Annotated in this window: 23 protein-coding genes and 3 pseudogenes; 21 read left to right on the top strand and 5 right to left on the bottom strand. The window is 61.5% G+C overall.

Features of this window, described 5'->3' with window-relative positions:
- Positions 1–10 precede the first annotated feature (10 nt).
- The 18 genes and pseudogenes from AYK65_RS20095 (at position 11) to AYK65_RS31940 (ending at position 15,235) form a co-directional block, all read left to right on the top strand.
- Positions 11–1,801, top strand: a complete 1,791-nt coding sequence (locus tag AYK65_RS20095) for a nickel-dependent hydrogenase large subunit (protein ID WP_081159975.1) — start codon at positions 11–13, stop codon at positions 1,799–1,801.
- Positions 1,802–1,813: 12 nt separating this feature from the next.
- A pseudogene (locus tag AYK65_RS20090) lies at positions 1,814–2,375 on the top strand (cytochrome b/b6 domain-containing protein).
- Complete coding sequence (locus tag AYK65_RS20085; protein WP_081159973.1) at positions 2,376–2,984, top strand: HyaD/HybD family hydrogenase maturation endopeptidase; 609 nt, start codon at positions 2,376–2,378, stop codon at positions 2,982–2,984. It begins immediately after the preceding pseudogene.
- A gap of 38 nt (positions 2,985–3,022) precedes the next feature.
- Entirely contained in the window at positions 3,023–3,568 is a 546-nt protein-coding gene (gene hupE, locus AYK65_RS20080) for a nickel permease HupE (RefSeq protein ID WP_244560034.1), read from the top strand.
- A 98-nt stretch (positions 3,569–3,666) separates the two neighbouring features.
- Positions 3,667–3,963, top strand: a complete 297-nt coding sequence (locus AYK65_RS20075; RefSeq protein ID WP_081159970.1) for a HypC/HybG/HupF family hydrogenase formation chaperone — start codon at positions 3,667–3,669, stop codon at positions 3,961–3,963.
- 145 nt (positions 3,964–4,108) lie between these two features.
- Positions 4,109–4,573 carry a thioredoxin domain-containing protein gene (locus AYK65_RS20070; RefSeq protein WP_338031423.1) on the top strand — a complete coding sequence of 155 codons (465 nt, stop codon included), beginning with the start codon at positions 4,109–4,111 and terminating at the stop codon, positions 4,571–4,573.
- Positions 4,570–5,418 carry a hydrogenase expression/formation protein gene (locus tag AYK65_RS20065; protein WP_081159965.1) on the top strand — a complete coding sequence of 283 codons (849 nt, stop codon included), beginning with the start codon at positions 4,570–4,572 and terminating at the stop codon, positions 5,416–5,418. Before AYK65_RS20070 ends, AYK65_RS20065 begins: the two co-directional genes overlap by 4 nt.
- Positions 5,415–5,630, top strand: coding sequence for a rubredoxin (locus AYK65_RS20060; RefSeq protein ID WP_081159962.1), 216 nt, complete (start codon positions 5,415–5,417; stop codon positions 5,628–5,630). Before AYK65_RS20065 ends, AYK65_RS20060 begins: the two co-directional genes overlap by 4 nt.
- On the top strand, positions 5,620–6,126 hold the full coding sequence (hybE, locus tag AYK65_RS20055) for a [NiFe]-hydrogenase assembly chaperone HybE (protein WP_172402036.1): 507 nt from the start codon (positions 5,620–5,622) through the stop codon (positions 6,124–6,126). The genes AYK65_RS20060 and hybE overlap by 11 nt, the downstream gene beginning before the upstream one ends.
- Before the next feature lie 4 nt (positions 6,127–6,130).
- Complete coding sequence (locus AYK65_RS20050; protein WP_081159957.1) at positions 6,131–7,243, top strand: nickel-dependent hydrogenase large subunit; 1,113 nt, start codon at positions 6,131–6,133, stop codon at positions 7,241–7,243.
- Complete coding sequence (hypA, locus tag AYK65_RS20045) at positions 7,236–7,577, top strand: hydrogenase maturation nickel metallochaperone HypA (protein ID WP_081159955.1); 342 nt, start codon at positions 7,236–7,238, stop codon at positions 7,575–7,577. Before AYK65_RS20050 ends, hypA begins: the two co-directional genes overlap by 8 nt.
- Positions 7,577–8,493 (top strand): annotated as a pseudogene (hypB, locus tag AYK65_RS20035) (hydrogenase nickel incorporation protein HypB). Before hypA ends, hypB begins: the two are co-directional and overlap by 1 nt.
- Before the next feature lie 3 nt (positions 8,494–8,496).
- The gene (gene hypF / locus AYK65_RS20030) at positions 8,497–10,770 is read left to right on the top strand and encodes a carbamoyltransferase HypF (protein WP_081159947.1); all 2,274 of its coding nucleotides are present in this window, start codon (positions 8,497–8,499) and stop codon (positions 10,768–10,770) included.
- Complete coding sequence (locus AYK65_RS20025) at positions 10,761–10,988, top strand: HypC/HybG/HupF family hydrogenase formation chaperone (protein ID WP_081159945.1); 228 nt, start codon at positions 10,761–10,763, stop codon at positions 10,986–10,988. The genes hypF and AYK65_RS20025 overlap by 10 nt, the downstream gene beginning before the upstream one ends.
- Complete coding sequence (gene hypD / locus AYK65_RS20020; protein WP_081159942.1) at positions 10,985–12,142, top strand: hydrogenase formation protein HypD; 1,158 nt, start codon at positions 10,985–10,987, stop codon at positions 12,140–12,142. The genes AYK65_RS20025 and hypD overlap by 4 nt, the downstream gene beginning before the upstream one ends.
- The gene (gene hypE, locus AYK65_RS20015) at positions 12,139–13,194 is read left to right on the top strand and encodes a hydrogenase expression/formation protein HypE (protein WP_081159940.1); all 1,056 of its coding nucleotides are present in this window, start codon (positions 12,139–12,141) and stop codon (positions 13,192–13,194) included. The genes hypD and hypE overlap by 4 nt, the downstream gene beginning before the upstream one ends.
- Positions 13,195–13,203: 9 nt before the next feature.
- Complete coding sequence (locus AYK65_RS20010) at positions 13,204–14,892, top strand: enoyl-CoA hydratase-related protein (RefSeq protein ID WP_081159937.1); 1,689 nt, start codon at positions 13,204–13,206, stop codon at positions 14,890–14,892.
- Positions 14,885–15,235, top strand: coding sequence for a hypothetical protein (locus AYK65_RS31940; RefSeq protein ID WP_139793263.1), 351 nt, complete (start codon positions 14,885–14,887; stop codon positions 15,233–15,235). Before AYK65_RS20010 ends, AYK65_RS31940 begins: the two co-directional genes overlap by 8 nt.
- A 323-nt stretch (positions 15,236–15,558) precedes the next feature.
- Here AYK65_RS31940 and AYK65_RS20005 read toward each other — a convergent pair whose 3' ends face one another.
- On the bottom strand, positions 15,559–16,314 hold the full coding sequence (locus AYK65_RS20005) for a hypothetical protein (RefSeq protein WP_081159935.1): 756 nt from the start codon (positions 16,312–16,314) through the stop codon (positions 15,559–15,561).
- Between the two features lie 159 nt (positions 16,315–16,473).
- On the opposite strand from AYK65_RS20005, the gene AYK65_RS20000 reads away from it, so the two are divergent.
- Positions 16,474–16,902, top strand: a complete 429-nt coding sequence (locus AYK65_RS20000; RefSeq protein WP_081159932.1) for a hypothetical protein — start codon at positions 16,474–16,476, stop codon at positions 16,900–16,902.
- A 3-nt stretch (positions 16,903–16,905) separates the two neighbouring features.
- Here the strand turns inward: AYK65_RS20000 and AYK65_RS19995 are convergent, their stop codons facing one another.
- The 3 genes from AYK65_RS19995 to AYK65_RS19985 form a co-directional block, all read right to left on the bottom strand.
- A complete protein-coding gene (locus AYK65_RS19995) occupies positions 16,906–17,328 on the bottom strand; it encodes a DUF3102 domain-containing protein (protein WP_081159930.1) in 423 nt (140 codons plus the stop codon).
- Positions 17,329–17,597: 269 nt separating this feature from the next.
- The gene (locus AYK65_RS19990; RefSeq protein ID WP_081159927.1) at positions 17,598–17,888 is read right to left on the bottom strand and encodes a hypothetical protein; all 291 of its coding nucleotides are present in this window, start codon (positions 17,886–17,888) and stop codon (positions 17,598–17,600) included.
- A 67-nt stretch (positions 17,889–17,955) separates the two neighbouring features.
- Entirely contained in the window at positions 17,956–18,549 is a 594-nt protein-coding gene (locus AYK65_RS19985; RefSeq protein WP_081159925.1) for a hypothetical protein, read from the bottom strand.
- 158 nt (positions 18,550–18,707) lie between these two features.
- On the opposite strand from AYK65_RS19985, the gene AYK65_RS19980 reads away from it, so the two are divergent.
- Complete coding sequence (locus AYK65_RS19980) at positions 18,708–19,238, top strand: hypothetical protein (RefSeq protein ID WP_139793262.1); 531 nt, start codon at positions 18,708–18,710, stop codon at positions 19,236–19,238.
- 49 nt (positions 19,239–19,287) lie between these two features.
- Positions 19,288–19,380 (top strand): annotated as a pseudogene (locus AYK65_RS33120) (U32 family peptidase); the annotation flags it as partial.
- A 112-nt stretch (positions 19,381–19,492) separates the two neighbouring features.
- Here the strand turns inward: AYK65_RS33120 and AYK65_RS33910 are convergent.
- The gene (locus AYK65_RS33910) at positions 19,493–20,368 is read right to left on the bottom strand and encodes an aldose epimerase family protein (RefSeq protein ID WP_081159918.1); all 876 of its coding nucleotides are present in this window, start codon (positions 20,366–20,368) and stop codon (positions 19,493–19,495) included.
- Positions 20,369–20,590 lie beyond the last annotated feature (222 nt).

Genomic DNA, 20,590 nt, shown 5'->3' with positions numbered 1-20,590 from the left:
GAACACCAACGTGACAAGTCAAAGTCCGAACGGCGTTACGCTCGATAATTCCGGCAAGCGCATCGTCGTCGATCCGGTCACCCGCATCGAGGGTCATATGCGGATCGAGGTGAATGTCGACGAAAACAACATCATCCGCAACGCCGTGTCGACCGGCACGATGTGGCGGGGCATCGAAGTTATCCTCAAGAACCGCGATCCACGCGACGCTTGGGCCTTTACCGAACGCATCTGCGGTGTGTGCACCGGCACACATGCGCTGACGTCGGTGCGTGCCGTGGAAAATGCGCTCGGCATCACCATTCCGGACAATGCGAACTCTATTCGCAACCTGATGCAGTTGGCGCTCCAGGTGCATGATCACATCGTGCATTTCTATCATCTCCACGCACTCGACTGGGTGGATGTGGTCTCGGCGCTTTCGGCCGATCCCAAGGCGACCTCGGCGCTGGCGCAATCAGTCTCCGACTGGCCGCTTTCCTCGCCAGGCTATTTCAAGGACGTCCAGACCCGGCTCAGGAAGTTCGTCGAATCTGGCCAGCTCGGCCCCTTCAAGAACGGGTATTGGGGCAATGCTTCCTACAAGCTGCCCCCCGAGGCCAATCTGATGGCGGTGGCGCATTATCTGGAGGCGCTCGACTTCCAGAAGGAGATCGTCAAGATCCACACGATCTTCGGCGGCAAGAACCCGCATCCCAACTGGCTCGTCGGTGGCGTGCCCTCTGCGATAAATATCGACGGCACAGGCGCCGTCGGCGCGATCAATATGGAACGGCTGAACTTGGTGACCTTGATCATCGATCAGATCATCGAGTTCAATAACAAGGTCTATGTCCCCGATATCATGGCCATCGGCTCATTCTACAAGGATTGGCTCTATGGCGGTGGGCTATCGGGCAAAAACGTCCTGGCATATGGCGACGTGCCGGAACATGCCAACGACCATTCCGACGCCAGCCTAAAGCTGCCGCGTGGCGCGATCGTCAACGGCAATCTCGCGGAAGTCCATCCGGTCGACCATGCGGACCCCGAACAGATCCAGGAGTTCGTGACCCACTCCTGGTACAAATATCCCGACGAGACCAAGGGCCTCCATCCCTGGGACGGCGTCACCGAGCCTCACTACGAACTGGGCCCCAACGCCAAGGGCACCAAGACGAATATCGAGCAGCTTGACGAAGCTGCGAAATATTCATGGATCAAGGCGCCGCGCTGGCGCGGCCATGCCATGGAGGTCGGCCCCCTCGCCCGCTGGGTGATCGGTTATGCGCAGAACAAGGCGGAGTTCAAGGATCCGGTCGACAAGGTGCTCACGGACCTCGGCCTGCCGGTCTCGGCGCTCTTTTCGACGCTGGGCCGCACCGCAGCGCGCGCGCTGGAATCGAGCTGGGCTGGCCACCAGATGCGCTATTTCCAGAACAAGCTGATCGCCAACATCAGGGCCGGCGACTCTTCGACCGCCCACATCGACAAGTGGAAACCGGAAACTTGGCCCAAGGAGGTCAAGGGGGTCGGCTTTACCGAGGCGCCCCGCGGCGCGCTCGCGCACTGGATCAAGATCAAGGACGGCAGGATCGACAATTATCAGTGCGTCGTTCCTACAACATGGAACGGCAGCCCGCGCGACCCCGAAGGCAATATCGGCGCCTTCGAGGCATCGCTCATCGATACCCCGATGTCCGACCCGATCCAGCCCCTCGAAATTCTCCGAACCATCCATTCCTTCGATCCCTGCCTGGCGTGTTCGACGCATGTAATGAGCCCGGACGGTCAGGAAATGGCCAGGGTCCAGGTCCGGTGAGGCGGTTCGGTCATGACCATCCATGAATCTATCGCCGCCGAGGGTGAAAAGGCCGTCCAGCGTCAGAACGTCTATGTCTATGAAGCTCCAGTGCGCATCTGGCACTGGGTCAACGCCGTTTCGATCCTGACGCTCGCGCTCACCGGTTATTTCATCGGTTCGCCGCTGCCGTCCGTTCCCGGCGAGGCGAGTGCCAACTTCCTTATGGGCTACATGCGCTTCATGCACTTCGCGGCGGGGCAGGTCCTCGCCGTGTTCCTGATCCTCCGCGTCTACTGGGCCTTTGTCGGCAATGTTCACCTTGCCCCTCTTCTTCATGGTGACCACCGGCTTTGCGCTTTATAGCGAGGGCGCGGGCCGCGACAGCTTAGAATATGCACTGTTTGGCTGGGTGTTCTCGATCTGGCCGAACAGCCAGGACATCCACACCTTCCATCATCTCGGCATGTGGGTGATCCTCGTATTCGTAATGGTCCACATCTATGTGGCGGTTCGCGAGGACATTATGAGCCGACAGAGCATCATCTCTTCGATGATCTCAGGCGAGCGGCTGTTCAAGGACGGGGAGGACTAGATGGCGGCTCCCTACCCTCTGATATCCGCGCCCACACCTCGCATTCTCGTGCTCGGCATTGGCAACATCCTCTGGGCCGACGAGGGCTTTGGCGTTCGGGCGGTGGAGCATTTCCATAAGACCTATGAAGTCCCTGATAACGTCACCATTCTCGACGGCGGCACGCAGGGGCTCTACCTCGTCCAGTTTGTCAACGAGCACGATCGGCTGATCGTCTTCGACGCCATCGACTACGGGCTTGAGCCGGGCACGATGAAGGTGGTGGAAGACGACGAGGTGCCGAAATTCACGGGCGCCAAGAAGATGAGCCTGCACCAGACCGGCTTCCAGGAGGTGCTGAGCACTGCAGATCTCATGGGCCACTATCCCGAGCGGTTGGCGTTGATCGGCTGTCAGCCGCTCCATCTCGAAGACTGGGGCGGACCGCTAACAGAGCCCGTCAGGGCCGTCATACCTGCGGCGGTCAAGATGGCGGTCCGGATATTGCGTGACTGGGGCGTTCCGGTGACCGCACGGCCGGAGGACGCGGTGGTGCCGCGGCTCCTCGCAAACGATATCGACTACGACAATTACGAACGCCGTACCGAAGCGGCCGCGCTGAATTTCTGAGGAGACATCCATGACATACCACAGGATCGCGGCAACGCTTGCCGCCTTGGCGCTACCGGACGCATGCCCATGTCGGGCTGCATACGGATGGAGCGCTCGCTGGTCTTGGCCACCCGTTCAACGGCCGCGACCACATCCTGGCGATGGTCGCGGTCGGCTTCTGGGCGTCGACGCTGGGTGGTAAGGCCCGCCGCTGGATAGTTCCCTCCGCCTTCGTGGCGTTGATGGCTGTGGGCAGCGTGATGGGCGTCTACGGGCTTCCGCTTCCAATGGTGGAGACCGCAATCGCACTGACAGTCCCGGTGCTTGGGCTTCTGGTCGCCTTGGAAGTGAAAGTTCCGACACCCGTAGTGGCGACGGTGGTCGGTATCTGTGCGCTCTTCCATGGCCACGCCCATGACACGGGACTTCCGGCAATGGCGCGTGCGGGCGGTTATGTGGCCGGCTTCCTCACTGCAACGATCGCCCTGCACGCCGTGGGTATCGATCTGGCCTCCTTCAGGTTCGGTAAAGCCAGGCAGGGCGCGATGCGGATCGCCGGCTTGGCTGTCGCCCTTGCCGGTGCGGCTCTCCTTGCCGGCTGAACCATCTCCCAAGGCTGCGGCGGGTCGGTAGCCGCTCGGGGAGTCGAGTGCGCGGCGGCGCCCGATTTCATTTGATGTCGAGAATTGAGGAAAGCATCATGTGCATAGGCATTCCCATGCGGGTCGTTGCTGGAACCGAGTTCGCAGCCCAGTGCGAGCGCCGCGGCGCGATATCGACGATCTCGCTGATGCTGGTTGGCCCGCAGCCCGCAGGCACCTGGCTGCTGACCCATCTCGGCTCGGCCATCCGCGTGCTGGAAGCTGAAGAAGCGCGCGCGATCGACGATGCGCTTACGGGTCTGGCCGAGGCGGTCGACGGAAGGGAATTCGAGTCCCTCTTCGCCGATCTGGTCTCCCGCGAACCGGAACTGCCGTCGCATCTGCGCGACAGCTGAAAAGAATAGGACCACGTTGGAAATTGACCTTCCGTCCATTCTTCATCGGGACCGGGTCTGAGGCGAATATTCCCTTACAGATCACCGGAAACCAACTTTCCTCAGTCTGGCACGCCGTTTGCAGATCATATTCGGAACGATTTGCATGGTGATTTGTGGAGGTAAAATGACATGTGCTCTGGTCCGCGCATTAAGCGAGCGGTCGCGCCTGCCTCTCGTCGATGAGACGAACATCGACGCTTTCCTCGCTTCGACGGCGAGCGAGAATGCCTTGCTGTTCTTTACAGGTGACCCGGCAAAGCAGCCTGAGGCCATTGACGTCGCCGTGATTCTTCCTGAACTCCTGCTGTTCTTCTGCGGTCGTCTGCGCGGTGCGGTAGTCCGCCATACGGCCGAGGATAAGCTCAAGGCCCGCTTCAACGTTGTTGTGATGCCAAGCCTGGTTGTCACGCGCCGGGATAAGCCCGTGGGCGTCCTCGGCAAAATACGCGACTGGTCGGAATATGTCGAAAAGGTCGGCGCCTGGTTGGCGCCCGATGCGCCCGTCATGATGCCCCCGAGCGGACCAAAGATCGAGATCACGCGTGACGGTACTGTGATCGTCCGATGAAGACCGATTTCTGGATCCGCCCCGAGCGCGAAGACGCGGCGATGGCTGTCATGCCGATGGGCTGCCAGCCGCCGCTCCGTGCGCGCAAGCGCAATTTCCTTGCCACCAGCAGCACCGAGGAGATGATCCGCCGATGTCGGCGCACAGCGATGCTCCTGCCGGAGCTCGCCGAGGCCCTCGCTCTCCAGAGGGCCAACCAAAAGGGCCGTCTGTTCGACATCACGGATTATCCGCATGATGAAAAGGAACTGATCACCCACGCCCTCGGCGAGGGGGAAGCCGCGGGCGTCGCAGCGCTTTCGAACGGCATCACCGCACGGATGCAGGAAGCGGTTATGGCCGGCGTCTGGCGCATCCGCTTCATCGACGGCGACGGCCGGCCCATCGCCGACTATGTCGAGGTGGCAAGCATTCCCGCTGTCGTCAGGCAAGTCTGTTCGGCGCTGCCATCAACGATCAGCCATGGACCGGCGCCTGCTGGCGCGATGAACGTCATGCCCGTGCTGACCGAGATCAGAGACAGGATTGGCCGCTACCGGGATGGCGAGCCGGCACATGTCATCACTTTCTCCCTCTTTCCGATGAGCCCGGAAGACATGACGTTTTTGCAGGAGACGCTGGGCGCGGGGCCTGTGCAGCTCACCTCGCGCGGCTACGGCACCTGCCGCGCAGTGGCGACCGGCGCACGCAATGTCTGGTCGGTTCAGTTCTACAACGCCATGGACACGATCATTCTCGACACGCTCGAGATCTGCGACATCCCCTCCGTCGCGATCGCGGCCGAGGAGGACTTCCGGGACTCCGAGGCGCGGATGCGTGAAATCGAGGAGGCTTATTTCAGATGAGCGCCTTCGAGAATTTCGACAAACGCGAGGTCGTGTCGGACGACGACCGTATGGAATGCGGCATCTGCTGGCACGTCTACGATCCGGCTGAAGGCGATCCCGTCGGGCAGATCGAGCCCGGTACATCTTTTGCCGATCTTCCGCAGGATTGGCGCTGCCCTAATTGCGATGCGCTCCAAACGCAGTTCATCAGGCTACGTCATGAACGCTAACCTGGCCGATTCTGACCTTGCCTTGGCAATCGGGAAGCGGCTCGAGGCTCGCTACCGCCATATTCACGCTGCAATGGCCGACCTGCCGATCTGCAATCCCGTGCTCAGCGTCGCCGCCACCGGCTTTCGCGCCTTTGGCGGCCGCGCTTTCGGGATCGTTACGACGCCCTGGTCCATGAACCTCGTGGCGCTCGATTTTCCGGGCGCGCCGCCCTCCGCGCCCGCCGCGATGGGCACGACAGTGCGGATCGGCTTGCCCCGTGGGCGAAGTGGATTTCATCGCCGGCGAGCTCGACACCATTGGCCGTATCGATTCCTGGTCGCTGCTTTCCCCGGTCTCGAATTCGCCACCATGGAGGCGGCGCTGGAAACCGCCGAGGAGGCCATTCGAGCCTTCTTCGATCCGTCCGCGCCCGAACCGCCCCCGCCCCCGCGGCTCGTCTCAATCGCCGCGACCTGTTGCGCGGCAGATTCCGCAAGCATGAGGAGGCGATGACGGAATGAGCTATCTCCTCAGTGCAGGCACGATCCGGATCGACGTGACGGTGTCGCGTGGACTCGCCTGTTCGGTCGCCGTGAAGGCGAACCGGCCGGAGGGGCTCGCCCGCATGTTCGTTGGCCGCCGGGCGGAGGAGGCGCCCGCACTGGCGGGACAGGTCTTTTCGCTTTGCGGTTTCGCGCAATCGCTTGCATGCAGGATTGCTGTCCTCAATGCGACGGACACGCCGATGGGCGATGAGGAGCGTGTGGCCGCCGGCGCCGGCCTGCTGGCCGAGCGAATCTTCGAGACCCTCCGCCCTCTGATCTTGCACTGGCCGACGCCGCTCCCGGAGAAAATGGCGCTCGGTGTGGGCCGGCAGTTGCGTGAAGCGCTCGCCGCCTCGCAGGCGATTGTATCGCAGGCGCGGAGCGGACAAATCGCCAAAGACAGCCTGGCGGCCGATGCGGCGCGGCTTTCCGCTGCCGCCCATGCCTTGGGGACTCCCCGCGATGGCGATGAACCGGTGGCGGGTTCGGTCCTCGCTGCGATGCTGCAGGACCTCGGCGATGCTGCTGACTTCGCGCAGCGGACCCCAGAACCACTGACTGCGGATGACGACGCCGAGGTCATCGCCCGTCTCTCAGATGAACCGGATTTCGCCCGCATGCCGCACCTTCCCGGCCGCGTCGTGGAAACGGGAGCCTTTGCCCGCCGCGGTGGCGCCACTTTGTCCTGCGAGCCGCATCTGGCGCGGCGCCTCATTGCACGCATCGGCGATATCCAGGATTGCCTGGCGCAACTCGCGCGCCTCGCGGCAACCGGCGAGCAAGACTGGTCATCGTTTGCCGCCGGCGGATCGACGCCGAGCGCGGGCGGCTACGGCGCGGTGGAATGCGCGCGCGGGCGGCTCTATCACCACGCCGAGGTCGGTAGTGACGGCCGGCTCGCCGCCTATCGCATCCTCGCGCCGACCGAGTGGAATTTTCACCCGGTGGGCCCTTTCGTCGAGAGGCTGCTGTCGTCGCAGATCGGGACTGGTGAGAGCGCAGCGCGATCCGTCTCCCTGCTTGCCTTGCTTTTCGACCCCTGCGTCGCCTTCGAAATCGGCATTCGCGAGGCCGCCCATGCATGAGCTGTCATTGATGGAGAGCGTGATCGACATCGTCTGCGAGACGGCCCGGCAGCATGGCGCAACTCGCGTCAAGTCGGTCCGCCTCGATGTCGGCGTGCTGAGCCACGCCGATCCCGACGCGCTGCTGTTCTGCTACCAAGCGGTGCGTCATGGCACGATTGCGCAAGCCGCCACGCTCGAAATCAAACGGGTTCCCGGCGAGGGCTGGTGCCTGGATTGCGCGAAGACGGTGGCACTCGCCGACCGCTTCGGTGGCTGTCCGGATTGCGGCCGGCATCGAGTTCAGATGACGGCGGGCGACGAATTGAAGATCAGGGACATGGAGGTGATCTGATGTGTACGGCATGCGGCTGCGGGACGTCGACCATCGAGGGCCACAAGCACGAGAGCGCTGACCACGCCCATGCGCATGGCCACCGCATCAAATCAACGATGATGGGCATGGACAAGAGCACCAACATGATCATGACCACGATCACCACCTCCTTGGCGATCACGACCATCACCACACCGAGAACGGCAGCGTCCACTATGGCCGCGGTATCGCCGGCGTCCATGTCCCGGGCATGAGCCAGGAGCGGATCATCCAGGTCGAGCGCGACATCCTGTCCAAGAACGACGCCTATGCCGCCGAGAACCGGCGCCATTTCGAGCGCAATGGCATCCTCGCGCTGAACTTCGTCTCCAGCCCCGGCTCGGGCAAGACAAGCCTGCTCGTGCGCACCATCTACGACCTCAAGGACCGTCTGGCCATCAGCGTCATCGAGGGTGACCAGCAGACCTCAAACGACGCCGCCCGCATCCGCGAGACCGGCGCCCGCGCGATTCAGATCAATACCGGGAAGGGCTGCCACCTCGATGCACACATGGTCGGCCACGCGGCGGAGGACCTCGCACCCGAATCGGGCTCGGCCCTTTTCATCGAAAATGTCGGCAACCTCGTCTGTCCCGCCGCCTTCGATCTCGGCGAGGCGCACAAGGTGGTGGTCCTGTCCGTCACCGAAGGCGAGGACAAGCCGCTGAAATACCCTGACATGTTCGCTGCCGCCGACCTGATGATCCTCAACAAGGCCGACCTGCTGCCGCATCTCGATTTCAATGTCGGGCTCTGCATCGCCAATGCGCTGCGGGTCAATCCAAGGCTGCAGACGCTGACCGTGTCTGCCCGCACAGGTGAGGGTATGGAGGCCTTCTATGCCTGGCTTGAAGCCTCCGCAGGCCACCGGGCCGCACGATCCAAGGAGGCCTGAGCCATGGCCGGCGCGCTTGCCCGATCGATCGTAAGCCCCATCCGGCGACTGAGGCTCCGCGTGCGCGGCGCCGTGCAGGGCGTCGGCTTCCGGCCGTTTGCCTACAGGTTGGCGCGGAACATGGGATTTTCAGGCTTCGTATTGAACGACAGCGCCGGCGTGCTGATCGAGATCGAGGGTCCGGACGCGGATCGCTTCCCCGACGTGGTCCGGAACGAGGCCCCGCCCCTCGCCCGCATCGACTCGATCGAGGTGCTTGAACTCGATCCCTCCGGCGGCGAAGGCTTCGAGATTCTCGAGAGCCTGAGTGGCCGGAGCGCGACCCGGATCGGCGCCGACGCCGCGACCTGCGCCGAGTGCCTGAAGGAACTGACCGACCCATCAAGCCGGTTCTTCGGCTACCCCTTCGTCAATTGCACCCATTGCGGCCCGCGCTTCACCATCACCCGCGCGTTGCCCTATGACCGGCGGCAGACCTCGATGGCTTCGTTTCCGATGTGCGCGGCCTGCGCCGCTGACTACACCGACCCCGAAAACCGGCGCTTCCATGCCGAGCCCGTCGCGTGCCCGGACTGCGGGCCGGGGCTTAGCCACCCGATAACTGAGGTCGCTGCGAAGATTGCAGAAGGCGGCATCGTCGCGCTCAAGGGGATTGGCGGTTTCCATCTGCATTGCGACGCTCGAAATGATGCGGCGATCGATCTCGTCCGGCTGCGCAAGACGCGTGACCACAAGCCATTCGCAGTCATGGTGCGCGATATCGACGCGGCGCGAGAGCTTGCGAGGCTGTCCGAGGCGGAAGAGGTGTTGCTGGGATCGGCCGCCAGCCCGACCGTCCTGGTGGAGCCCCACGCTTGCGAACTCTCCAATCTGATCGCGCCGGGACTCGCACGGATAGGGGTCATGCTGGCCTATGCCCCGCTGCACCACCTGCTGTTCGATGCGCTGGCGGAGCGCCGGCACCATCCTCCCGCGCTGGTCGCGACCAGCGCCAATCCCGGCGGAGAGCCGCTCGTCGCAGACAATGCGGATGCAGAACGCCGCCTCGCCGCGATTGCCGATCTGATCGTTACGCATGACCGCGACGTCGCCATCCGGGCGGACGACTCCGTCATGCAGGTGATCTGTGGCGCGCCGTCTTTCATCCGCCGCGCGCGCGGTTTTGTGCCTGAGCCGATCGATCTGGGCATTGACGGCCCGTCAGTGATCGCGACCGGCGCCGATCTCAAGAATACGATCTGCGTGACGCGCGGCCGCGAGGCGTTTCTATCCCAACATGTCGGCGGCCTGGACAACGCGCAGGCGATCCGCTTTCAACGAGAGGCGCTCAGTCACCTCTGTTCGATTCTCGATGTGAAGCCGGAATTCGCAGCATGCGACCTGCATCCAGACTTCCACTCGGTGCGCATCGCGCAGGGCCTGAGTTTGCCTGTCGTGCCGGTCCAGCATCATCTCGCCCATGTGGCGGCGGTAGCAGCGGAGCATCAGCTTTCCGGGCTGGTTCTCGGACTTGCGCTCGACGGGCACGGCTTTGGCACCGACGGCACCAGCTGGGGCGGCGAGATGCTGGCTCTCGACGGTCATCACTGGAACCGCACGGGTTCGCTCACGTCGCTGCCGCTGCAGGGCGGCGACCGTGCCGCGCGCGAGCCATGGCGCATGGGCGTCGCGGCTCTGAAGGCCGCTGGATGTATCGATCTCGCACCACGGCTCTGGCCGGGCCATAGCGGCGTTGCGCAGCTCACGGCGATGTTCGAGCGTGGCATGCGGCCGCTCTGGACTTCCAGCCTCGGACGGCTTTTCGATGCCGCGGCGGCGATAGCCGGCCTCCGCCTCGTCCAGAGTTACGAGGGACAGGCGGCGATGGAGTTCGAGGCGCTGGTCCGCAATCCTGTTGAGTTGGAGGCTGGTTTCGCGATCCGCGACGGCAGGCTCGATTTTCGCCCGCTGATCCTGCATCTCGCGCAACACGATCTTGGTGCTCCCGCCGCAGCCGACCTTTTCCACGGCACCCTGATCGCGGGCCTCGCGGACTGGGCGAAAGATGGAGCCCGCAGTCTCGGCGCGAGGCGGATCGCGCTTGGCGGTGGCTGCATGGTGAACCATGTCCTTGCGACGGGGCTGATCCAAGCGCTCCGTGAGCGCGGCCACGACCCCTATCTGCCGCGACTGGCGCCGGCCAATGACGGCGGCATCGCGCTCGGCCAGGCAGCCTTTGCGCGCCAGCTCATCATGAACGACCATGCATCGGTGCAGGAGAACCGGACATGTGCCTAGCGATTCCGGTCCAGGTCAAGGAGGTTCTGCCCGACGACATGGCGAAGGTCACGCTCGGCGGCGTCTCGAAGATCATCTCGACCGCGCTCGTCGACGATGTGAAAGTCGGCGGCTATGTCGTTCTCCATGTCGGTTACGCGCTGGCGAAAATCGATCCGGAAGAGGCGGAAAGGACACTCGCGCTGATCCGGGAAGCTACCATCGGAGATGCGGCATGAAGTATATCGACGAATACCGCGACGGAAGACTCGCCATGGATATCGCGCGGCAGATCGTTGCGACCGCCGACCTGGTGCGCTCCTATCACTTTATGGAGTTTTGCGGCGGCCACACGCATGCCATCTCCCGCTATGGCCTCGAGGACCTGTTGCCGCCGAATGTGCGGATGATTCATGGACCGGGCTGTCCCGTCTGCGTGCTGCCGATCGGCAGGATCGACGCGGCGATCGCGCTCGCCATGCGGCCGGAGGTCACGCTCTGCACTTATGGCGACCTGATGAGAGTGCCGGGCTCCGACGGATCGAACCTGCTCAAGGCGAAAGCGGCCGGCGCCGATATCCGCATGGTCTATTCAACGCTCGATGCGCTACGGATCGCGGAAGCTGAACCCAATCGCGAAGTGGTGTTCTTCGCCATAGGTTTCGAAACCACAACGCCGCCGACTGCACTTGCGCTCAAGGCGGCGATCGCCAAAGGACTCGGCAATTTCTCGATCTTCTGCAACCACGTGCTGACGCCGGCGGCGATCCAGAACATTCTCGAGAGCCCCGACGTCCGCAAGCTCGGCACCATCAAGATCGACGGCTTCATCGGTCCTGCCCATGTGTCGACCGTGATCGGCACCGAGCCTTACGAGTTCTTTGCCGAGGAGTTTCAGAAGCCGGTCGTGGTGGCTGGCTTCGAGCCGCTGGACGTCATCCAGGCGATCCTGATGCTCGTCCGGCAGGTCAATGACGGCAGACATGAGGTCGAGAACCAATATATCCGCGCCGTCACCGTGTTCGGCAACGAGAAGGCCCAGGCCGAGGTGGCCAACTTCTTCGAGCTGCGCGAGAGCTTCGAATGGCGAGGCCTCGGAGAAGTGCCCTATGGCGCACTCAGGCTCAGGCCGCAATATGCGACCTACGATGCCGAGAAACGGTTCTCCATGGTAACGCCGGCGGCCAAGGACAATCCCGCTTGCGAATGCGGCGCCATCCTGCGCGGTGCCAGGAATCCGGCCGACTGCAAGCTCTTTGGTACGGTCTGCACCCCGGACACACCGATGGGATCCTGTATGGTGTCGTCGGAGGGCGCCTGCGCCGCCCACTGGACCTATGGCCGCCTCCGGGAGAAGGCAAGACAGGCGGCCGCGGCGAGAGCCGTCGCATGAACAAGATGGGAGTGAAGGCTTACACGTGGAAGCTCGACATCGCCAACGGCCGGGTCGATCTCTCGCACGGCGCAGGCGGACGCGCCATGGGGCAACTGATCGAGGACATTTTCCACAAGGCCCTCGACAATGATTGGCTGCGGGCCGGGAACGACCAGTCAACCTTTGCGGTGCCTTCCGGGCGCATGGTTATGACCACGGATGGGTACGTCGTTTCGCCGCTGTTCTTCCCGGGTGGCAATATCGGCACGCTCGCGGTGCATGGCACGATCAACGACATCGCCATGGCGGGTGCGGTGCCGCTTTATCTTTCGGCGTGTTTCATCATCGAGGAAGGCTTTCCGCTTGCCGATCTTGAATGCATCGCCCAAAGCATGGGTGACGCCTCGCGCGAGACCGGTGTGCCGATCATCACCGGTGACACCAAGGTAGTGGAGCGCGGCAAGGCCGACGGCGTCTTCATCTCAACTGCCGGCGTTGGAAGGGTGCCGGACGGACTCGACCTGCGGGCGGACGCGGCCCAACCGGGTGATGCGGTGATCATATCCGGCTCAATCGGCGATCACGGCGTTGCTGTCATGTCGAAGCGCGAGAACCTCGAATTTGATACCGCGATCATCTCCGACAGCGCGGCCCTGCATAGGCTGGTAGCGGCGATGGTCGCGGTTGGCGGCAAGCACATCCGGGTAATGCGCGACCCGACGCGCGGCGGCATAGCCGCGACACTCAACGAGATCGCCAACCAATCAAAGATCGGCTTCCATATCGATGAGGAAGCGATCCCGCTGAAGCCGGAGGTTGCCGCAGCCTGCGAGTTCCTCGGGCTCGATCCACTCAACGTCGCCAACGAAGGCAAGCTGGTCGCGGTGGTTGCGCCCGATGGCGCCGACGTCGTGCTCGCGGCGATGCAGGCCCACCCGCTGGGAGCCGAGGCGATGCTCATCGGCCATGCTGTCGCGGACGAAAATTGCTTCGTGCAGATGGCGACGTCGTTCGGTGGCGGCCGCATCGTCGACTGGTTATCGGGCGAGCAACTACCCCGGATCTGCTGAGGCAGGCCGATGCGCATTCTGCTTCTCTGCCACAGCTTCAATTCGCTCTCCCAGCGCCTGCATGTCGACCTGAGGCAGGCGGGACACGACGTGTCCGTCGAACTCGACATCCATGACGACGTTACCCGCGAAGCGGTTGCGCTGTTCGGCCCCGACCTCATGATCGCACCCTTTCTCAAGCGGCCGATCCCTGCCGACGTCTGGCGCCAGACGCTCTGCCTGATCGTCCATCCCGGCATCCGTGGCGACCGTGGACCGAACTCGCTTGACTGGGCGATCCTCGATGGCGAAACGACCTGGGGCGTGACGCTGATTGAAGCGCGGGAGGAACTGGATGCCGGTCCGGTCTGGGCCTGGGCAGAGTTCCCGATGCGGGCTACCCGAAAATCGAGCATCTATCGGCACGAGGTGACCGAGGCTGCAACTGCTTGCGTGTTCAAGGCGATTGAGCGGATCGAGCGCAGGCAGGGGCCGGTCATGCCAGCGAACTGGGGCAGAGGCCGCGAGCGCCCCGCCTGCCGAAAGTCGAATCGGGCTCTAGATCCCGCGCGGCAGTCGCCGGAAGAAGCGCTCCGCATTATTCATGCATCGGACGGCGATCCCGGAGCATCACTGACAATCAGCGGGCAACCCTTCCTCGTGTTCGATGCAGAACTGGCGGCGGGAGTGTCGGGCCCCCCCGGCGCACTAGTCGCGCGATCGCGGCAGGAGGTGGCCGTCGCCTTCCGAGAAGGTGCCCTTTGGATCGGCCAACTCCGTCGGCCGCAACCGCGCAGCCTGAAGCTGCCGGCGCTTTACCTTCTTGGCGCGGATGCGGCGGCGCTACCCGCCATCAGCGGTCCCGAACCTTGCCGCTATCACGAGGAGGGCAGTGTCGGCTTCCTCGACTTCCGCTTCCACAACGGCGCAATGTCGTCCGAGGATTGCGATCTCCTGCGGCAGGCGATTGTGGCCGCGAAGGCGCGGGCGCTCCCGGTTCTCGTGCTGAGGGGTGACGCGGATTGCTGGTCGAACGGCATCCATCTCGGCATCATCGAGAGCACCGACAGCCCAGCCGATGAATCCTGGCGCAACATCAATGCGATGAACGACCTCGTGCGTGAGATCATTGAAAGCGACGACCGACTGGTGATCGCGGGGGTGCTCGGCAATGCGGGGGCCGGTGGCGTCTTCCTGTCACTCGCTGCCGATGAGGTCTGGATGCGGGAGGGCGCCATCCTCAACCCGCACTACAAGGACATGGGCAATCTCTACGGCTCGGAATACTGGACGTACCTCCTGCCGGCCCGCGTCGGCGAAGATCGCGGCCGCCGCGTCACGCGGGCAAGGCTGCCGATGGGGATCGACGAAGCGTTCGAACTCGGGCTCGCAACTCGGCGACTACGGGGGAATGTCGACGTCGCCGACCAGGAACTGCGCCGCGCCGCCGCCGAACTCGCAGCCTCCCCCGGGCTTGCCGGGCGTGTTGCAGAAAAGCCGGCCCGGCGCGCCCGCGACGAAGCTGCAAAGCCGCTTGCCTCCTATCGGGAGGAGGAATTGCGGCGGATGCGGCGCAATTTCTACGGCTTCGATCCGAGCTATCACGTGGCGCGCTACAATTTCATCCGGAAGACGCCCAAGTCCCGCACCCCGGTCACCATCGCTATCCATCGCGCCGGCGGCAACAAGGCGGAGCGCAGGAGGCCATGCGATGACTAATTCGCACGCTACCGTTCTCGTTGTTGACGACCAGGTGCGACATGCCGGCTTGGCAGCGATCCTGAAGGGCATTCGCCGGACCGGCGGCACAGCGGCCCGCCAGAAGGCGCCAGCCACCGTGGACGTTATCCACGCCCTGATCCCGCCCGTATCGACCCAGAGACGCTCCAGGGCAAGCGTGACAGGTCTCTGCTGCTACTCGGCTTCGCTGGCGCCTTCCGCTCAGAGCTCACCGCGCTCACGGTCGAGGACCTCCAACAAGGGCGTGGACGTGTTTCTCCCCAAGTCAGGCGAAAACCCAGTCGGTGGCCGTGCTGAATGGAAAGGCACTCAGGCCCGCTGACAAGGCTCAGGGAGTGGCTCTAGGCGGCGGGACATCGGGGCCGATCTTCCGCCGGATCAATCGTGGCGACCATCTGACGGCCGATGCTCTCACTTCGCAATCAGTCGCCTTGATCGTTAAGCGCTATGCGAATGCGGCAGGCTTAGATGTCGAGCGGCTATCCGGCCACTCCCTCCGCGCCGGCTTCGTCACGTCGGCGGCCGAGAACGGGCGAGCATTTCCCGCATCTGGAAGTGACGCGCCATCGAGATCCGCGGACAGTGGAGACATACGCCGAGCAGACCGCTTCAAGGATCATGCAGGAGACGGATTCCTGTGATTTGCTACCGCTGGTGTAACGGCAGATCATCTATTAGAGGTTCGCGGCGGGTTCTTCTCGCATGATCATACCGACGCACCAAGATTGTCACCAAGCTTCCGCAGGCGCTCGTAAACTGCAACCTTGGAGGAAAACGAACCCCCTCGCCACACATGGTCTTGTAGACGTAGGCGCATCTTCCGGCATAAGAGGAGTCCGCTAATGACACTCCATACTGATGCGCGAAGTCATTTCTGATATCGCGCAGTTTATCGATTATCCGCAGTTCATCTTCCGCGATCAGTCCAAGAAAATATGCGATCTTTGACCTTGCCGAGAAGGACCCAGCGGGACCATTGTGCCCAAAGAATTCACTAGAACGTTTGGTGTCTGGTACCAGAAATGCCTCAATGATCCTCCGCAGAAGCTCATCAATCATCGACGTCCATACGAGGACGCACCCGCGATCCGTCCCGTTCGCGTTCTCCGCATTTGCATCCTGAAGAAATTTTTCCACATCTGGCCAAGCATCAGGTTTTTGAATGTCGTCCGGATCAGGCAACGGGTCATTCACAGCGGGTATACACTCCGCCACAGGACCAAATTCACCGGCAGCACACTTCGCAAAGATCTCTCGTCCATGCGGCTCGACGTCGTTCGGATCGGCTACGAACGGTACCTCTTCATCGGGTATGTGGTCAAAGCGCACTAGGCAGTGAATCTGCTTTTTGGCTTCCGAAACCCAGCGCGGATCTCTCACGCTAGAATAGGTGATGTGCATTGCGACCTCCGCGTTGAATCGTCAACACACTGCCAATAGCGGTGCATGCGTGGCAAGTCCACGGATTTAGCGATAAGGGGTGATTATCGCTAGTCAATCGACGCTTGACCTCTGCGTGTGGGATAGATCACTGTACGCTCATTAGGCGTGGAGGATTTCATGACGCAAATGGCAAAGATGATTGTCGGCGCCCTGCTGATCGGCGGCGCGGTGTCAAGCTGCTCGACGTCCTCCGAAGACTTGGAGAAGAGCACTAGCGCGGTCCGCTCCCAGAAAAGCTACAACGAGAATTACCAAGCCGTCTATCGTCGACTGGCCGATACGGCTCGTCGATGCCAATCGACCGCTGGTTCTGCCGCCTTCACTGTCGACGCCGAGCTTTACAACGAACTGGGCTACGGAGAAATCGCCCTATCGATGGTGAGCATCTATCCCCGGAATTATTACTGGAGAGCCAAAATAGAGAAAACGGGGGGCGGAAGTCGCGTTTCTGTCGTGTCAGGGAATACACTCGTGCAGAGTCGTACGCTGGCTGATGTGATGCGATGGGCGGATGGGGACCCAAGGTGTCATGCGCAGCGCGCCTAAGCGCTACGCATATTCTCGCGACGTCTTCTCGGCTTCTCTGGCTAGGCGCATGTAGCGGCGAACCTGACCGTAGCTGAAACCTGACCTCTCATTTACCCACGAGAACCACTCTCCGTATGGCAGCCCCTCCTTCACGGCGATGAACTCCCGACCGATCGCTTCCTCGCGCTGCAACTCCCGCTTTGTCAGTTCACCCTCTGCGTTCTGAACACGCCGGATGAAATCATAACCAACATCCCTATCGGCTTTCTTGCCGCGGCTGTAGTGGACGAGCATCAGGTACATGGCGCCGGCGAGGGCATGGCGCATGTGGCTTTTGCCGGCGAGCTCTTGGACGTGCCAGAGGATAAAGCCCAGCGGGATCTTGTCCCAGGCATCAAACCACGAGGAAGCATCCTCCTCGATCCACTTGCTACAGGCCCGCACGAGGTCGCAGCCCCTGATTACCTTTCGTCTCGCTCAGCGTGGCCAGGACGAGGCGAAGATGGCGTCGCCGTGCTTTGGCAAGGATGCGGCCGAGCGTGACTGCAGCGCGCGTGTGCCCGGGCACCGGCATTTCGTTGGCGGGAATGACCTCGATCGAGAACTCGGCGCGGATCGCGCAGACCCGGGCATCTCGCGAATTGTCGTTGGCGGGGGACGGCCTTTCCGTCGGTTAGACCTGCTGGATCTTGGCTTGCTGCTTCAGACGAGTGTCAAAGCTGATCGGCATCCCCCTGCTCCTCCTTCGCGAACGGGAAGATCAGAAGCTCGAACTCATGCAGTTCAGCGTCAGTGAAAGGGGCGAGCCCGCTTTCGTTGAACCGGTCGACATAATGGTGCAGCTTTTCACGATCGGCGTCAGAAAGGGCGGCATAGGCCTTCGTGGCCCGCCAATCGAATACCGGGACAGCTTTGTTGATCGCAAGCGTTTGCCGGCTTCTGAAATTCCTGCCCCGCCGAGCTTCTGCTCCGCCAAGCCAAGCTCTTTCAGGCGATTGCTGCAAGGCCGCCGTTCCGGCTGATCCCCGTGTAGAGACCCGCATCCGGCGCGGGAAATTGGCAAGCCCGGCCCTACTTGATCTCGACGGTCTTCATCACCCACCGCGGGTAAACGATCTGATTCATCGTCGTTAGCATTGCATTGGTGTCGCCCATTAGAGAGCCGTTGTAGGGCGGCGCCACTCGGTCGCCATCTGGATATGAGCGTAGCTTGTCGACCAGATCCCGGATCAGTACGATTGGGTTCTGCCCTTTCCCTTCGACCCCCCAGACAAATTGGCAGCCGATCGTATGAAGATGGGCGTAGGACACTTCGAAGAGACCAGTGCCATTGTCCGCCAAGACAAGCTTTTTGTACTGAGGTTTCACGACTCGGCCGATCACGAACAGCGTTCGGATTGAGGCTGCGATGGTGAGATCGCCTGGGTATCGGACTACGTCGAGCCAGAGCTCATCTCCTTTGAGGGCAGCGGCGAACTCGATGCCATCGACCGCCGGAGCGGTGTCGAGAAACTGCTGGATATCAGCGACCTCGACCGAGTCGACTTCATGCTCCGGCAGCGTGCCAGGCCAAAATTCGGAACCGCATGATTGTGACTGCGCCGCGAAGGCTCTCACCGCAGTCGTCAGCAAGATCAGAACAACCCTCAGTGCGCTAGAAACCATCGCCCCCTCCAGTCCAGGTTGACGCAAAGTGAGTTGCTGGCAGTGACTGTGTCAATACACAGCACAACTTGACTCCGGCGGGCAATCTTTGCACGTATGCCATCACAGGGTGTGAGGGCAGAGAATGAGAGCTTTTATTTTGGGGGGCGGTGCTCGCGTTGACGGCAAGCGCGGCCGCGGCCGATCTCGCAAGCGAGTTTCGGGCGTGCAGCGCGGAGACGGATTCGTCGAAGCGCCTAACGTGCTTTGACGCTATCAAGATCGAGCCTTCAGGGACTGCAGCGCAAAGCGTGCCCAGGCCGCAATCGACCTCACCCATTACGATGACTACGGTGGTGCTAAGAACGCAGGCAAAGGACCTGCAAAACCACGTTTTCAGTCCGCGCATCGAAGCTCTTCCGACCTTCAAAAACGATGCCAAAAAGCCAGTAGTGGCCATCGAGCACACTTTGGTTATCGCAGATGCATTCGGCGAAAAGGTCATCGATGGAAGCTCGAAGCTCGACATCAAAATCCCGCCGGGAAAGACCGTGCAAAGCGAGACATTCTACTACTGGGAAGACAACCAGTTTCTCCCCGGCGAACCTTATGATCGGCTCTACGGTCCGATTGGTACCGGGATGGCAAAGGCGACCATTACCGTGACGAAAGCCATTTTCTCGGATGGGTCTGTCGAATCCTATAGATGAAGGCGCTGGCTATCTGCCATTTCATCTCTTGTCCTTGCGCGACGACGTGCCGGACCGCCTGCCGGTGCAGACGTTCGACCGCCAGCCCTTCCTCGCGCTCAACGGCGTGCAGACGGTATTCTTCACGCGTCAGGCCCTCCTCTCCCGCCGGCGAGGCTGTCAAGCTGGTGTCCCTCGAGGCAAACGGTTAGGGATCGTAGGGAGATCATGTCGGGGGGATTTAAGGGGCCATTTTTCAAGTTTCGCCTAGACAATCAGTCTTTTTCCGAGAACTCAAACCGTACTCGGAATAGCTGAGATTCTGCAGGTGCAAGATTGATATTATATCCCCGGTCTTCAAATGCAGTGAGCGTCCCCTCTAAGTCGCCATGACCCGTACAGGGTTCTAACGCGAGGAATTGTTGATCTGGAAGAGACCATATAATCCAGTGCCGTGCATCTGGTGCGTCCACGTGGACTGTTGCACCTTCCCCGATGAGCGACAGCCTCCGACTTCTGGCATTCAAAAAACAAAGGGCTTCGTCTTGAAAAAGACCGTCATGCAAATATAGGAGGCGCCCACGTAATGGAACTTTCCTCTGATCAGCTTTAATCAATCCTTGCGAAGATATGCATGGAACAAGCGGCGACTCCTCCTTCTCAAACTGCAATCTCCAGCCACTTTTGTCAGATGAGTTCCGCGGCCATCTAAATCCTGGATGCAGGCCAATAGAATACGGCAGTATCGACATTGCGGATGTATTTTTTACGCAGATATCTATGCTCAACATACAATCAGATATCTTGAATTTAACTTCGAAAAGAAACTCGTATGGGAACATCGTACTCGTAAATTTCGTATCAGACGACCGAAGCGTTACCTCGCTCTCCGAGCTAGAAACAACCTCAAAATCGAGCATTCCGATAAAGCCGTGAACAGGCATTGGATAACATTCGCCGTTTATTTCGACGGTCGAAGAGGCGCTCCAACCGCATGAAGGAAACATCAAGGGACAACTCTGATTCCAGGATGAGGGGTTGCCTGGCCACAAAAGATCGTTAGCGCCAACCCGCCAGCTAAGAAGCTGAGCTCCCTGAAGGCTGATGACTGCTCGCGCGGCGCCACAATGAATCGTGACAGCATTTTGCATGCGATACTCCCTGGAGGTGAAAGGTTTTTCGTCAGCCCGATCTTATCTTCGATACCGATTGAGGAAGTATAACCATGCCGCGCTCAACTCATCCCGCAGCTGCGGTCCAGGCCCCGAACCTTGGCCACTTAGCCGGGAAACGATATATATCATGCTGGGGCTTTATCGGTCAGCGACCATAGCGTTCTCGGCCTCTACCTGCTAGAGCCTACCGCTTGCAGT

It is taken from the genome of Ensifer aridi (assembly GCF_002078505.1).
GTDB lineage: Bacteria > Pseudomonadota > Alphaproteobacteria > Rhizobiales > Rhizobiaceae > Sinorhizobium > Sinorhizobium aridi.
This window is presented reverse-complemented; position numbering and strand designations above follow the sequence as displayed.